Raw genomic sequence first — 15,393 nt, forward strand, 5'->3', positions numbered from 1 at the left:
TCTCAAGGTGCCTTGGATGGGGAGCGACGCCACCAGGGCTGGATGCCCCGACGGTTACGCTGGATCATGGACACCCGGCGGGCGGTCCGCAGTTTCGGGGTCAACAGCACCGTCAGCAAATCCGCGAACAGGTTGATCAGCACCACGCCCAGGGTAATCACCAACACGATGGCCTGGACCATCGGCAAGTCGCGCATCTGAATCGCTGCGTTCAACGAGGTGCCGATCCCCGGATAACTGAAAATCACCTCGGCCAGCAGCGCCCCGCCGATCAGCGTGCGCAAGGTCAGGGCCACGCCCTGAATCGCCGGAATCAATGCATTGGGTAACGTGTGCCGCCAGACGATCCGCCACTCGGGAATGCCCCGCAGCCTGGCAGCGACGACATAGTCGGACTCCAGCGCTTCGATCATCGACGCTCGCACCATGCGTGTCAGGTAGGGCAAAGCAGAAAGACTCAGGGCCAGCACTGGCAGCACCAGAAACTGCAATTGGCGCAGCAGTGATTTGTCGGGATCGAGAATCGACACCGCCGGCAGCACGTCCATATGCGGCATGGAAAACAGCAACACCAGACCGATGGCCAGGAGAAACCCCGGGGTGGCCTTGAGGAAAATCAATAGCGACAAGCTCCAGCGATCCAGGCGGCTGTCACGCCGCAAGGCCAGCGACACGCCGAGCAGTAACGCCGCCGGCACCACCACTGCAATCACGCCCGCCAACAACGCCAACGTGTAGCCAAAACGGCCGAACAGGATGCTGCCGACCGGCGCGTTCGAGTCGAGTGAAACACCCAACTCGCCACTGAGCGCGTGCCCGAGCCAGCGCAGGTATTGCTCCAGAATCGGCCGGTCCAGGCCTAATTGCCTTTGCAGTGTGAGGATACTTTCCAGCGGCGCGTCCGGGCCCAGGATTACCCGCGCCGGATCCGAAGGCAGTGCCTGAGTGGCAATGAACACCACAAGGCTGATGACCCACGCGGTCAGCAGGCCATAGCCCAATCGCCCAATGAACCAGGACAACCAGGCGGGCGTGCGCGGGGTTTTGCAGGATGGCTCAGGCATGGTTCACCCACATCTCATCGAAACGCCAGGAGGCGAACGTCGTCTGTTCAGGCGCGAGCCCTCCAACCCGAACAGAGGCCGCATCCAGCACGTCATTGAAGCCCCAGATCAGCAAACCGCCCCGTTCGTGTTGAATACTTTGTGCCTCATGTACCAGCGTTTTGCGCTGTTGCAGTTCAGGCTGAGCCAGCGCCTGCTGGTACAACGAACTGAAGCGCTCATCGTGGAAATTGCTGCGGTTGTAAATGGCCTGCGGCGCGTCGTTGTGCAGCGCCGAAGCAAGGAATCCCCGAGCCGGTGTCGAGCCCGGCGATAACAACCAGTTTTCCCGTTGCGGGCCGTTGAACACCGAGCCATCGACCTGAGTGACCTTGATTTCAACTCCGGCTTTCTTCGCCTGTTGGGCGAACACCAGCGCTGCATTGACACCCGGCCCCGGCGTGGTTGTCAGCTCCACTCGCAGGTCATCCTGCCCGGCCTGACGCAAGAGTGATCGCGCCTGTTCCAGATCGTACGGGCGCTGGGCAATGCTGTGGTTGTACGTCGGGTCGTGGGGCGAATACAGATCGTTGGCAATCCGCCCGAAACCATTGAGCCCGCGCTCGACCAGTTCGCGACGGTCGGCGAGCAGCCGAAAGGCCTGACGCACGCGCAGATCCTGAAACGGCGCCTTGGCCAGATTCAAGTTGAAACCGGTAAACGACGTGCTCGGCGACGCGTACAGCTTGAGTCGCGAATCGGCCTTGAGCAGCGCGCTGTGTTCGGCCTGCACGCCGCTGGCGACATCGATTTGCCCGGCACGCAAAGCCGCAGCGCGGGACACCTGATCCTTGAACTCGATGATTTCCAGCTCATCGGCATAGGGTTGACCGGGTTTGTAGTAGTTTTCGAAACGCTGGTAGAGCGAGCGCTGACCGGGGATGAAACTCTTGAGTTTGTATGGCCCGGCACCCACCGGATTGCTGATCGGGTCGTAATCGGTGGGGACGATGCCACCAAAACTGATCAGGGTTTCATCCAGCGGATAGAAGCTTTGTCCTTCCTTGAAACGAATTTCAATGGTGCGCTCGTCCAGTTTGCGCAAAGCATTGCGGTCGATCGCCCCCACCAGGCCGGCAAAGGGCGAAGCCAGTTTCGGGTCGGTCAGGCGCAGGATCGAGAACAGCATATCGTCGGCACCAATGCTCTTGCCGTGGTGAAATTCCAACCCTGGCTTGATGCGAATGGTCCAGGCGCTGGCATCTGCGTTGGGCTCGGCAAATTCGGCCAAGGCCAGACGCGTGCTGACATCGGTGTTCCATTCCCAGAACTTGCTGTACAACGCCCAGCCGCGAATGATCCCGCCGCCCACCGGTTTGTGCGCGTCAAGGTTGCCCGACTGGTCGCCATCGATAATGCCGACCCGCAAACGACCGCCGTGCACCGGGGTGCTGGACAACGCTGCTGCGCCACTGACGGCCGCGCCACTGTCGCAACCACTGAGCAGGCTGCTGCCGAGTATCAGGCCACCGCCGACCGCCAGGCCGTTACCGAGAAACCTGCGACGGGAAAATCCTTCTCTCATGACTGACTCCTCAGGCCTGCTCTACTACGTTGGCGCGTTGCAGAACTGGCGTCTCAGCCCGCAGGCGCGGCACCTCGAAACCGTGATCCAGGTCGAGCAACGGGAACAACAGGTCGGCCACGCGGTGCGCCTCATCGATCAACGGGAAGCCTGAGAGAATGAACGCCGACGTGCCTTGCGCTTCGTATTCACGAATGCGCTCGGCGACCTGCTCGGCGCTGCCCACCAGGTAAGTGCCAGCGGCCGGACCGAGGATGTTGAAGCCGAACAGGCTCGGGCCGAGCCAGATGTTGGGGTAGATCTCCAGGTCCCTTGCCTTGGGCAGGCGACCCGCACGAATGGCTTCAACGTTGCGCTGGATTTGCGGGTCGTCGCTGTTAAAGCTGTCCAGGGTTTCGCCGGGAGGCAATTGCCGCTCGATCGCCGTACGTGCAGTTTGCAGTGAGGTGCGCTGTAAAAGTTTTTCGGCGTGAGCCCAGGCTTCTTCTTCGGTCTCACGGACGATGATTTGCAGACGCGTGCCAAAGGTCAGCTCACGGCCGATCCTGGCCGCCTCCGCCGCCACTTTGCGAAACTTCTCGCCAAGCTTTGGTGGGGTGTTGGCGAAACTCAGGTAGACGTCGAGCAACTGCACCGAATGGGCAACGCCGGGGCCCGAGGTGCCAGCGCCCCACAACGGAATGCCGGGTTTCTGTTTCGGCGGATGCCACCCGCCCAGCGGATGACTGGCAGCCGCCGGCGAGCGAGGGGCGAGTTTGACGTATTGACCGTCATAGCCTGAGGTGTCGCCGGCGTAAAAGCTCTGGAAAGCGCGCCAGTATTCGAGACTGAAGTCATAGCGCTCATCGTGGGGGTAATGCACGCCGAGGGTAGCCAGGCCGGCGTCGTTGCCGTTGACCACGTTGAACAACAGACGGCCGTTGGAGAATTGATCGAAAGTCAGCGCCCACTTGGCCAACACCGCTGGCGATAACTCGCCGGGGTGCTGCGCCACCAGGAAACGCAGGCGGTGGGTGGCATCGATCAACGCAGCCGAAACGGCCAGGCTTTCGTTGGGACTGGAGCCCAGCAGCGACCCGTAATACCCCAAGCGATCACTGGCCACGGCCAGTTGCTTCAAATGTTCGAAATCGGTTTTCCAGCGACCTTGCGGTTCCCACGGATAAGGTCCGTCAGGGGTGGTGAGGTACCAGAGAATTTTTACAGCCATGGGCGTGCTCCTTGTTTATGTGTCGACCATTCGGCCGCCTTCGCCGGCAAGCCGGCTCCTACAGTTCAACCGCGTGAACCCGATGCACCCTTGCGAACCCGATCCATGTAGGAGCCGGCTTGCTGGCGATGAGGTCCTCCAACATTGCGCCGCTCTTGCGGCCGCCTTCGCCCGCAAGCCGGCTCCTACAGTTCAACCGCGTGAACCCGATGCACCCTTGCGAACCCGATCCATGTAGGAGCCGGCTTGCTGGCGATGAGGCCCTCCAACTTTGCGCCGCTCTTGCGGCCGCGATCGCCGGCAAGCCAGCACCTACAGGGTGCGTGGTGGTCGGGCGATCAGGTGCGGCGGTCGATGGCGGGCACCAGGCCCAGTTCGGTGGCTTGTTCGTACAGACCGCTCATTTTCCATTGTTGGGTAAGAACGCCCGGGCCATAGGCACGGGAACCACCCAAGGCATCGGCGAGCAATTGCAATTGCGCCCCCTCCTCCAGCAACAGGATGAATTCGGCGGTGGCGCGCAAGCCTTGCTTGCCCCACACGGTCGAGCCGCCGTTGGCTTCCAGAATCGCCAGGTTGAAGGGGTTCTCGGCAATCCTGTCGAGGATGAAATCGACCTCCGGCTGGCGTCGGTCGATGTACACCGGCAGCTCCCGGGCCAGCTGGTAACGCTGCACCGGCACGTAGTGAAATGGCAGGGTGCGATGGGTCTGCGCCCAGGCGCCCAGGTACGGCGAATGCACATGGGACACCGTGGTGATGTCGGCATGCTGTTGGAACAGTTTGGTGTAGCGGCCAAAACCGCCCTTGCCTTTGCCGTAAATCACCTTGCCTTCAAAATCGGTGACCGTCGCTTGCAGCGGTTTGCGGTAGTTCCATGGGCCGCCGTAGTTGACCGACACCAGCAGCTCCTGGCCCGGCACACGCTCGATGAAACCGACCGTGCCATTGGCAGTGATGGTGTTGGTTTCACGGAACACGGTGAAGGCTTCTTCAGCCTCGATCAGCACCTTGTCGATAAAGTTCTTCAGTTCTTCGCTGATCAATTGTTCATTGACGAGAATGGTCATGGCAGATCTCCGGATTCAGGCGCGGCGCTTGGCCAGCAGTTCATGGGCGGCTTGCAACGGGCGCGGATCGACCCAGTCGGCGATGGAAAAATCGCGTTCCAGGAAGCCGTGCAGATAAAGAAAGTCTTTTTGCGTATCGAGGAACTCAAGGCGCTGCGAAGACAGGTCAGGCGCCAGCGTGGTGTGGAACTCGCCGCGATAGGCCTCAGCAACCCCGGCGCTGCCGGCACGGGTTTCCTCCTCGAGAATGGCGTTCAGTGCCTCCCGGTTATTGGCAGCCCAGTCAGCGGCGTTGAGGGTTTGCGCGAGAAAACGCACCACCAGGTCGAAATTATTGTCCAGCAGGCTCTGGTGAACGGTGATGGGCCGCGGCGTGCCGTTGTTGATGCGATAGCGCGGCTCGGCGATCAGGTCCAGGTCGATGCCCACCACCAGCCCGAGACGCCGTGCGGCGTCGGCAGCGGAAGCGCCTTTGACGTAGACCGCGTCCACCTCACCGCGTACCAGGTAATCGAGGCCCGACCACAATCGTTGCAAACCTTCCTGTGGGCTCGCCGCCCGCTCTTGATCCTGAAGGGCGACTTCCACCAGTTCGACATCATCGAACCCCAGCCCAGCCAGACTCAGCGCGCCCTTGTAGCCATGCAGGCTCATGGCCCGAGCGATGCTCCCAGGACGGGTTTCACCCCAGGCGGGAAGCGCCAGTCGCTTGCCTTTGAGATCCTGCGGCCGGCTGATGCCGGAGTCCGGGCGAACCAGGATGGTTTGCCATTCTTCGATCCAGGTCAGGCCGATCAAGCGACTCGGCGCACCGGCTGCCCGCGCCGCCAATGCCGGTACGTTTCCGCCTTCGCGAAACAGCCCCGGCAGTTCGTGATCGTAGTGGTGGTGACCCAGTTGACGGGCCTCCTGCAAGGTCGAAACCGGCAGGCCATCAGCGGCGAATTCATCGCTGAGCCAACCGAGTTTGTAAGCGATCCCGGAGGCCGTCGGCACCGGGCAACGGGTAAACCAGATTTGATCCAGCTCGGTCTGGGTATCGGGTCGGTGTTGTTTGGCAGCAAGCGTCATGGGCAACTCCATCGGGTTGGGCAAGTCAGTCGCGGTGACTGTTGCCAGTGCCATTGCAGTGCCCGTGCCAAAAGCTGAAAGCCCCGTTTTTAAAGGCGCTCAGACCAGTCGCCGCAAATCAGCCGCCTTCAACTGCTGGCCTGCAAGCAACTCTGCATGGCGACTGCTGCTGTTCGAGCAATCGGCGCAATCTTGTTGTTTCTCCAGCAACACCCGCCATCCCTCCACCGCGCCAGACCCTGCGCAGAACCCGCTTTCAAGCCTTTGGCGCAGAACTTGCTCAAGCCCCTGCAACACCCTGGGACGCCATCGCCAGCAAGCTGGCTCCTACACGGATCGGGTTCGCAAGGGTGCATCGGGTTCACGCGGCTGAACTGTAGGAGCTGGCTTGCCAGCGATTGGCCTTCGAACCTTGCGTCGTAATCAAGGGCGCCATCGCCAGCGAGCCGGCGCCCGCGAGGATTTTTTACATGGGCATCAGATCAATTATCAGAGGTACAGCAATGAGCAATGTCGAACACCATCCTGGCGGCCCACTGACCCAGGAACAGGCCCCCATCCGCGTGTTGCAAAGCGAAACCCAAGCCATCGCCGTGGCCAGGGAAATCGTCCTGGAGATCGCCGAAATCGCCGCCGACTCCAGCCAGAACGGCCAACTGCCCTGGCGTCAGGCGCAACTGTTGTCCGAAAGCGGCTTGACCGCGATTGGCGTTCCCAAGGCTTTTGGCGGGCTCGGTGCCTCGGTCGAAACCATTGTCGAAACCGTGCGCCTCATTTCAGTCGCCGACGGTGGCGTCGGTCAGTTGCTGCAAATCCACAACGTCATGCTGCGGGGGATATTCACCGGGTATTCAGATGAGATTCGCGACCGGCTGATCCGTGATGTACTGGCCGGCAAACGTTTCGGCAATGCCTTGGCCGAGGTAGGTGGCAAGAACAAATTCGCGCTCAAGACCCGGGTCGAACGTCGCTCCGACGGCAAGCTGATACTCAACGGCAGCAAGTTCTACTCCACCGGCTCCTACCTCGCCGAATGGATCTCCCTGACCGCCGCCAGCGACGATGGTGGCGCCGGGGTGCTGCTCAATCGCAATACCAAAGGACTGACGCTGGTGGATGACTGGGAAGCCTTCGGCCAGAAAAACTCGGTCAGCGGCACGGTAATCTTCGACAACATCGAACTCGACGAAGGCTTCGTCTCGCAGCGCAAAGGCCCGATGAAACGCACAGGCCTGACCTTCCCGCAGATTCTCCATGCGGCCATCGACACCGGCATTGCCGAGGGCGCGCTGTCGGCCGCCGTGCAATACCTCAACCACAACGCCCGCCCTTGGGTAGAAAGCGGCGTCGATCAGGCCAATCAAGAACCGCACATCATCAAACAGATCGGCGAATACGCCGTCGCCTTGCGTGGCGCGCAATCCTTGCTGCGGGATGCTGCACGGGTGTTCGACCAACATGAACTGGACCCGGACAACAAGGAACTGCAGGACGAACTGATTCTCTCGGTGGCCACCGCCCGAGCCCACTCCGATTCGGCCTCGCTGAAGATCTCCAGCGACATCTTCTCCCTGCTCGGCGCCAGCTCATCACTGACCAAATGGAACCTCGATCGCTTCTGGCGCAACGCCCGGGTTCACACCACCCACGACCCGATCCGCTGGCGCCTGCATCACGTCGGCAACTACTACCTCAATGGTGTCGATCCGGGCGAGTACACCGCAATCCTCAATGCCAAGGAAAAACAGGGCGCCACCAGCCCCGGGCGATGATCTGACCACACCATCGCCAGCAAGCCGGCGCCTACAAGGGAAATTTGAAAACAGCGACAAACCTGTAGGAGCTGGCTTGCCAGCGATGAGGCCTTCGAAGTTTGCGCCACAATCAAAGACGCCATCGCCAGCAAACCGGCTCCTACAGGTGCTTACGGTGCGGCACTTATCACAGAGCAATTACATGATCGAAAAACACCCTCTATTGCGCAGCCTTGCGATTTACCGGGAAATGCCCTGGCGCTTCGCCCTCGTAGCGGCGTTGTTCATTGCCGTGAACCTTGGGCTGGTCTGGCAGCAATGGCTGATCGGGCACGCGGTGAACGATGTCAGCGCGGGTCGCGCAGTGATCCGCCAAGCCGATGGCGGCCTCGATGCCAGCCTTGGATGGTACTGGCTGTGGCTGATGCTCGCCGTGGCCGTAGGCCGTGGCGCGTTGCAATACGCCGCCAGCGTGTTGTCGCTGGTCCTCAGCCAGGAACTGCTGACGCGTCTGCGCGAGCGCATCCTGCAACAGGTCCAAACCCTGCATTTGGGTTATCACTGGCAACACGGCATGGGTGAGATGATCACTCGCACCACCCGCGATGCCGACAAGGTGCGCGATGCACTCATCAGCTTCTGGCGGCAAGTCGTGGAGACGCCACTGGTGGTCTTGGCAACTGTCGGCCTGCTGGGTTGGTACAACCCGCTACTGGGCCTGGTTCCGTTGCTGTTGACCGTGTTCGGCCTATGGATATTCGTGCGCCAGACCGAGCGCCTGGTCAGTCTCGATCGAGCGGTTGGCGAAGCCTATGACCGGGTCAATCAGGACCTCAGCGAAGGCATCAGCGGCGTTCGGGTAATCAAGTCCTTTGGTCTGGAACACAGTCGCATTCAGCGCTTCGCCTCACAAGTGGGGGTGTTTGCCGACCACGCCCGGCTTGCCCTCGCCTACTCCAGTTCGCGGATACCCTTGCCCCAGGCCGTCGTTGCCTTGGGGCATGTATGGATTCTGGTTTACGGCGCTCATCTGGTAGCAACCGACCGACTGGGCATCGGTGAATTGGTCACTTCGCTGCTCATTGCCACCACTCTGGTGTTTCGCATCGAAGGTATTGGCCGCGTCATGCAGACTTTCGCCGATGCCCGCTCCAGCGCTGAGCGCATCTGGCAACTGCTGGACGAGCCAGCGGCGATTCGCAGCGGCAACCGCAGCCTGCCCGAATCGCCGCTGGGGTTGAAGCTGGAGCACGTGAGTGTCGGCGCTCCCGGCGGTGGTCGAGAGATTTTGCAGAACTGTTCACTGACGTTGCAGCCGGGCGAAATCGTCGCTCTGGTGGGCGCGACCGGTACCGGGAAAAGCCTGCTCGCCAGTCTGTTGCCACGTCTGAGCGACTTCTCCTCCGGTCGTTTACTGATCGGCTCCGACAGTGCGGGTTGGCAGGACATTCGTCAGTTGAACCTGGACGAACTGAGGCGCCGGGTGCATGTGGTGCCGCAAGAAAGTTTTTTGTTCTCCGACACGCTCGCGGCCAACCTGCGCCTGACTGCGCCGCACGCCAGCGATCAACAGTTGCATCATGGCTTGTGCCTGGCTGCCGCGCAGGACGTGCTTGAGCGCCTGCCCCAAGGTTTGGCTACGCCGCTCGGTGATCGGGGCGTGACGCTTTCTGGCGGTCAGCGCCAACGCTTGAGTCTGGCCCGTGCGCTGCTCGGCGAGCCGGACATCCTGTGCCTGGACGATGCCACCAGCGCGCTGGATGCGATCAGCGAGCGTCAGGTATTGAACAACATTCGCCAGCTGCGCCGTGATCAGGGGCGTGCCACCACCTTGCTGGTGATCTCCAGCAAGCTGTCGACCATCCTCCTGGCGGACCGCGTGCTGATGCTCCAGGACGGTCGGATCGCCGCCAGCGGTACCCATGCTGAACTCTTGAAAACCCATCCGGACTACCGCGACCTGCTAGGGATCGACCATGGCTAACCCAATCGCCGGCAAAGCCTTGAGCGATATCGAAATTGAAGAAATGCTGGCCAAAAAAGCCCTCGACCGCAGCATGTTCGGTCGACTGTTGCCGCTGCTCAAACCGATTCGCCGACATATTGCCGGGGTCATCGGCATTGAATTGCTGCTGGTATTCACGGTGTTCCTGCGCCCCTGGTTTGTCCGTGAATTGCTCGATCGTGGGCTGATTCAACAGAACGATCACTGGTTGCTCGATGAGCGCCTTGTGCTGTGGCTCGGACTGGGACTGGCGGTCAGCTGGCTCGGGCGTTTCCTGCTCGCTGGGGTCTCGCAGTTCATCGCCGGCAGTGCGGCGATCCGGGTGTTGAATGACTTGCGAGTACGGGTATTCGCGCATGTACAGAGCCTGAGCGTCAGCTATTTCGACCGCACCAAGGCCGGGCGAATCATTTCCCGTGTCGACCGTGATGTCGATGCCCTTGAACCGTTGTTGATCCAGGGGCCACCCGAGTTGCTTGGCGCCTTGCTGCGCTGCGCACTGGCCTCGGTGATGCTGTGGCGAATCGACCCGCGGTTTTTTCTCAGTCTCGCCGCTACGGTGCCAGTGTTGGTGCTGGCGACCTGGAGTTTCAAACGCATTTCCCAGCGCAACTGGGCCAGGGTCGCGGAGAACCGCAGCCGTTTCACCGCGCATCTGGTGGAAAGCGTGAGCGGCGCGCGCATGTTGCAACAGTGTGCGCAGCAAGCCCCGAACCTGCGGCGCTACCGCGGCCTGCTGGATGACTTCAATCGGGCGCTGATCCACGGCAGCCTGCGATCCGGCTGGTTCGCACCCTTTACCGCCCTGCTCAGCTCGGCCGGGATGGCCGTGTTGTTACTGGTAGGCGCTTATGGCATGGCACAGGCGGATGTGACCGTTGGCCAGATCGCGGAGAGTCTGTTTTATGTGTTCCTGTTCCTCGGGCCACTGCAGGAACTGTCGGACCTGTTCGAGCGCTACGCCACGGGTTCGGCCTCGGCGCAGAGGATCTTTTTGTTGCTCGATACGCCTGCGCAGATCAACGACGACGCCACACCGCAAACCGTGGGCAAAGCCCGGGGCGAAGTGAGTTTCGAGCGAGCGCGTTTCAGCTACGATGCCAATAGCCCCTCGCCGGTGATCAACGACCTTGACCTGCACATCCCTGCCGGTGAGGTAATGGCGATTGTCGGCCCTTCGGGTCACGGCAAGAGCACGCTGGTGCAGCTGCTGACGCGCTTCTACGAGGTTCAGTCGGGTGCGGTCAGACTCGATGGCATTGATGTTCGTAACCTGGCCCAGCATGAACTGAGGCGTAATGTCGGCGTGGTGCTGCAAGACAATGTGTTGTTCAGCGGCAGCATCCTGGACAACCTGCGTCTGGCATCTCCCCACGCCGACGACGCGAGCCTGATTGCAGCAGCCCGGGAGCTGGGCGCGGACGAAGTGCTGGAGCGCCTGCCGCACCAATACCAGACCGAAGTCGGTCCTTTGGGCGGGCATCTGAGTCATGGCCAACGGCAGTTGGTCTGCCTGGTACGTGCCTACCTCGCAGACCCGGCGGTGCTGGTGCTGGACGAGGCGACCTCAGCTGTCGACATCCATACCGAGCGCCGAATTCAGCGAGCGTTTCGCCGACTCTGCGAAGGCCGCACCGCCATCATCATCGCCCATCGCCTGGCAACCATTCGCGATGCCGACCGCATCGCGGTCATCCGTCATGGTCGCGTAGTGGAACAAGGCCCCCACAGCCAGTTGATCGATAAGGGTGGCGCATATGCGGCGTTGTACCAGACGTACCTGCGCAGCGCCGAAGCCGGTTCGTCCATTGACGAGATCGTCGCCACCGCATCGGCGTGAATGCGACCGCCATCGCCAGCAAGCCGGCTCCTACAAACTCGGGTTCACACGCGGACCTGTAGGCGCTGGCTTGCCAGCGATGGCGCGCTCAAAGTCGCGCAAAATCCACCGGCCTGATCGCCAGCAAGCCTGCGCCTACAGATGCACGTGCAATGAACACTCCTTGTTGCACCCTGAACACCCATTGCTGGCCGGCTGTTGCTACAGCAGCACCCTCGCCTGCCACCCCTCCCCGTTTGCCCGCCAATCCCCCGGCCCTGCTGGTCAGAACCCGGCTTATCGACCATGGCATGTCCGTTGCAATCATCCCCTCAAGACGTCCTCGCACCTGCGCGACGCAACGCGTAATTGAATCAGGAGCATCCCATGAGCACTGAGTTTTTCTGGCGCCTGCCGCTGGGCACCGATGGTCCGCAACTGACCACCGACAAACATAACCGCGGAAATCCGCACTATCGTCCAGGCAATATCGCACCCGGGCGTCTGCCCAATGGTGAACCGGATGACTTCACCTACATCGACTACATTGCCCAAGTCGCAAAAGCCGCCGAACTGGCAGGTTTCGAAGGCGCCTTGCTGCCCACCGGCCCGGAGCCGTGGATTGCCGCAGCGGCCCTCGCACGGGAAACCCGCCGGATCAAATTTTTGATCGCATTCCAAGCGACCTGGACACTTCCGGCCTACGCCGCGCAACAAGCGGCGATCCTTCAAAACCTCAGTCGCGGTCGCCTGGAGTGGAACATCATCACCGGTGGCAACCCGGCCAGTCAGCGGGCCAACGGTGACTTCCTGGAACATGACCTGCGTTACAAGCGCACCGGCGAATTTCTCGACATTATCCAGGGCCTTTGGCAGAACGAGCGTTTCTCCTATGACGGCGATATTTATCAACTGGAGAACGGCGCGTTACCCCACGGCCTGCAGAACGAGCGCAAACCCGGCGTGTACTTTTCCGGTTTTTCCGATGCGGCCCTGGATGTTGCAGCCAAACACGCAGACGTTTACCTGAACTGGGCCGAGCCCATCGACAAGCTCAAGCCGCACATCGAACGGGTGCGCGAACTGGCAGACAAGCAGGGCCGCAGCGTGCGCTTCGGTCTGCGGGTCGATTTGTTCGCCCGGGAAACCGAAGAGTTGGCGTGGAAAGATCTGCGTCGTCAGTTCGACAAGCTCGAAGGCAAGAGCAGCGTGGTCGCCAAGGGCTTCACCAGTGGCTCCGATTCGGTCGGTGGCGCGCGCCAGACCGCCTACCACCAGCACATCGACCGCTTCGACGACCTGATCATCGGCCCGAACCTCTGGGCCGGCTTCGCCAAGGCAAAGCCGGGGCCGACCGTGGGTCTGGTGGGCAGTCACGAGAACATCGCCGAACGCCTGGTGGAATACCGCGACGCCGGTTTCTCGACCTTCATCCTCGCCGGTAACCCACACCTGGAAGAAGCCCTGCGTATCGGTCAGGAAGTCCTGCCACTGGTGCACCAACGTCCAGCCACCCAGGCGACCTCTCATTTGAAAGCCAGCGCCTGAACGCTGCGGGAGAATTTTTGATGACTCAACCCCTCGACACCCTCTGGTACACCCGTTGCCCGGTCCCCACCGGACTGGGCATCGCCGTGCAAAAAGGCTGGCTGCAAGACACCGTTGGCGCACTGGGCACGCAAGTACAGTCATTGCGCGAGTCCGCCGACAAGGCTGTGCGCGAGTCGCATTTCGATCACACTCTGCGCAACTCGGTACGCCATGGCGGCAATATCCCGGCGATCTGGGCCAGGGCCCAAGGCCGGGAGACACGCGTCATCGGGCTGTCGTGGGCCGATGAAGTGCAACTGATCCTGACCCTTCCAGACAGCGGTATCAAAACCGTCAAGGACCTGAAGGGACGCCGTTTCGGCCTGCCCGACTGGGCTGGTGCGCAGATCGATTTTACCCGCGCCCAGGCCCTGCGCGGTCTGGAAAACGCCCTGATACTCGAAGGCCTGCAAGTCGGCGATGTGCAGCTGGTGAACTACCGCTACGAGGGCACGTTCAGCGATCCTCAGGTCAGTACTGTCAACGGCACGCCGGTCAGTACGCAGCGGGTCGAAGGGCGCAATCTGGAACTGGTGGGCCTGCTGCGTGGTGAAGTCGATGCGATTTTCCTCAAAGGCGCCAGCGCCGCCCGCCAGGCCCATGAGTTTGGCCTGCACACGGTCATCGACACCGGCTCGCACCCCGAGCCGCTGATTCGCAGCAACAACGGCACGCCTCGCACACTGGCGGTGGACCTGAACCTGCTGGACAACCACTTCGAGGTCGCCACCGGCATTCTCGATTCTGTACGACGCGCCGAATTTTGGGCGCACACCCATCCCCAAGACGCGCACCGCTACCTGGCCCGCGAAACCAACAGCAGCGAGTACTGGGTCAGCGCCGCTTATGGCAACGACGCCCACCTGCGCCTGAACACCGAACTGGACGAGCAGGCCATTGGCGCCCTGCAGGACTTCACCCACTTTCTGCATCGCTGGCGTTTCATCCCGAAAAGTTTCGACGTGCGCGATTGGATCGATCGACGACCGCTGGACGCGTTGCTGCAATCGCCCACCGCGCTGGCCGGGTAACCCGCCAGGTTTCATGGACTCGAACTGAAGGCCAACATGAGCAAACCACTCGATACGCTTTGGTACACCCATAGCCCTGTTCCCACGGGGCTTGGCATCGCCGTGCAGTCCGGTCGACTGGCCGAAGCCTTTCTGCCGTTCGGCACCAACATCCAATCCCTGCGCGAGTCCAGCGAGCGGGAGGTACGCGAAGCCCATTACGACCATCACCTGAAAAACTCGGTGCGTCATGGCGGCAATATCCCGGCCATCTGGGCCTATGCCAGCGGCGTACAAACCCGGGTACTGGGGCTGTCCTGGAGCGACGAGGTGCAGTTGATCCTGACCACCGAGGAAAGCGGCATCAAGAGCATTCGCGACCTGAAAAACCGTCGTTTCGGCCTGCCGAAATGGGCCAACGTGCAGATTGACTTCACCCGTGCCCAAGCCCTGCGCGGCCTGGAAAACGCCCTGAAGCTCGAAGGCCTGACAGTGGCCGACGTCGAGTTGGTGGACTACCCCTATGGCGGGACCTACAGCGACGATCAGAAGCAGCATGTCTATGGTTCGGAAGTCAGCCTGGAAGTCACCCGCATCAGCAAGCGCAACAATGAGCTGATCGGCTTGCTGCGCGGTGACATCGACGCGATTTTTCTCAAGGGCGCGCATGCGGTGCACCTGGCCCATGAGTTCGGCTTGCAGGTGGTGGTCGATACCGGCTCCCATCCGGACCCGCTGATTCGCTCGAACAACGGCACGCCCCGAACCCTGACCGTGGACACCCATTTGCTGCACGAGCACTTCGACGCCAGCGTGAAAATCGTCGATACCGTGCTGCGCACCGAGCAATGGGCCTGGGCCAATCCGGATGAAACCCGGCGTTTTCTGGCCCGTGAACTGAACACCAGTGAGTATTGGGTAGCCGCCGCCTACGGTGAAGACGCCCATCGGCGCTTGCGCACCACGCTCGATACCCGCTCGATCGAAGCGTTGCAGGATTTCACCGATTTCCTGCATCGCTGGGATTTCATCCCGCGACGATTCGATGTGCGCGACTGGATCGATTTCAGCGTGCTTGAAAATGTCATTGGCTCCACTTCCCGCCTGGCGGTTTGAGTGCCTCATCGCCTGTAATACCGCCATCGCCGGCAAGCCGGCTCCTACAAGGTTTGCGCACGACCTGTAGGAGCTGGCTTGCTGGCGATGGCGTCCGCAAGGCCAATGAATTGCTGGCCA

11 protein-coding genes are annotated in these 15,393 nt (G+C 61.4%); 6 read left to right on the forward strand and 5 right to left on the reverse strand.

Annotated elements, in window-relative coordinates:
* Positions 1–2: 2 nt before the first annotated feature.
* From QMK58_RS15765 to QMK58_RS15785, 5 genes are all read right to left on the reverse strand, one after another.
* Positions 3–1,064: an ABC transporter permease gene (locus QMK58_RS15765; RefSeq protein ID WP_053159415.1), complete on the reverse strand. Its 1,062-nt coding sequence runs from the start codon at positions 1,062–1,064 to the stop codon at positions 3–5.
* Positions 1,057–2,628, reverse strand: a complete 1,572-nt coding sequence (locus QMK58_RS15770) for an ABC transporter substrate-binding protein (RefSeq protein ID WP_053159413.1) — start codon at positions 2,626–2,628, stop codon at positions 1,057–1,059. Before QMK58_RS15770 ends, QMK58_RS15765 begins: the two co-directional genes overlap by 8 nt.
* A 10-nt stretch (positions 2,629–2,638) precedes the next feature.
* Positions 2,639–3,838, reverse strand: coding sequence for an LLM class flavin-dependent oxidoreductase (locus QMK58_RS15775; protein WP_053159411.1), 1,200 nt, complete (start codon positions 3,836–3,838; stop codon positions 2,639–2,641).
* 338 nt (positions 3,839–4,176) lie between these two features.
* Complete coding sequence (locus tag QMK58_RS15780; protein ID WP_053159409.1) at positions 4,177–4,908, reverse strand: class II aldolase/adducin family protein; 732 nt, start codon at positions 4,906–4,908, stop codon at positions 4,177–4,179.
* A 15-nt stretch (positions 4,909–4,923) separates the two neighbouring features.
* Positions 4,924–5,979, reverse strand: a complete 1,056-nt coding sequence (locus tag QMK58_RS15785) for an ABC transporter substrate-binding protein (protein ID WP_053159407.1) — start codon at positions 5,977–5,979, stop codon at positions 4,924–4,926.
* Positions 5,980–6,482: 503 nt separating this feature from the next.
* Between QMK58_RS15785 and QMK58_RS15790 the strand changes: the two genes are divergently transcribed.
* From QMK58_RS15790 to QMK58_RS15815, 6 genes are all read left to right on the forward strand, one after another.
* On the forward strand, positions 6,483–7,751 hold the full coding sequence (locus tag QMK58_RS15790) for an acyl-CoA dehydrogenase family protein (protein WP_320395006.1): 1,269 nt from the start codon (positions 6,483–6,485) through the stop codon (positions 7,749–7,751).
* A 184-nt stretch (positions 7,752–7,935) separates the two neighbouring features.
* Entirely contained in the window at positions 7,936–9,717 is a 1,782-nt protein-coding gene (locus QMK58_RS15795; protein WP_320395007.1) for an ABC transporter ATP-binding protein, read from the forward strand.
* Positions 9,710–11,578 (forward strand): ABC transporter ATP-binding protein, encoded by a 1,869-nt coding sequence (locus tag QMK58_RS15800; protein WP_053159401.1) that lies wholly within the window; start codon positions 9,710–9,712, stop codon positions 11,576–11,578. Before QMK58_RS15795 ends, QMK58_RS15800 begins: the two co-directional genes overlap by 8 nt.
* A 366-nt stretch (positions 11,579–11,944) precedes the next feature.
* Positions 11,945–13,105, forward strand: coding sequence for an LLM class flavin-dependent oxidoreductase (locus QMK58_RS15805; protein WP_053159399.1), 1,161 nt, complete (start codon positions 11,945–11,947; stop codon positions 13,103–13,105).
* Positions 13,106–13,125: 20 nt separating this feature from the next.
* Positions 13,126–14,178, forward strand: a complete 1,053-nt coding sequence (locus QMK58_RS15810; RefSeq protein ID WP_053159397.1) for an ABC transporter substrate-binding protein — start codon at positions 13,126–13,128, stop codon at positions 14,176–14,178.
* 36 nt (positions 14,179–14,214) lie between these two features.
* Entirely contained in the window at positions 14,215–15,273 is a 1,059-nt protein-coding gene (locus QMK58_RS15815) for an ABC transporter substrate-binding protein (RefSeq protein ID WP_053159396.1), read from the forward strand.
* Positions 15,274–15,393 lie beyond the last annotated feature (120 nt).

The organism is Pseudomonas sp. P8_241 (assembly GCF_034008315.1).
Classification (GTDB): domain Bacteria; phylum Pseudomonadota; class Gammaproteobacteria; order Pseudomonadales; family Pseudomonadaceae; genus Aquipseudomonas.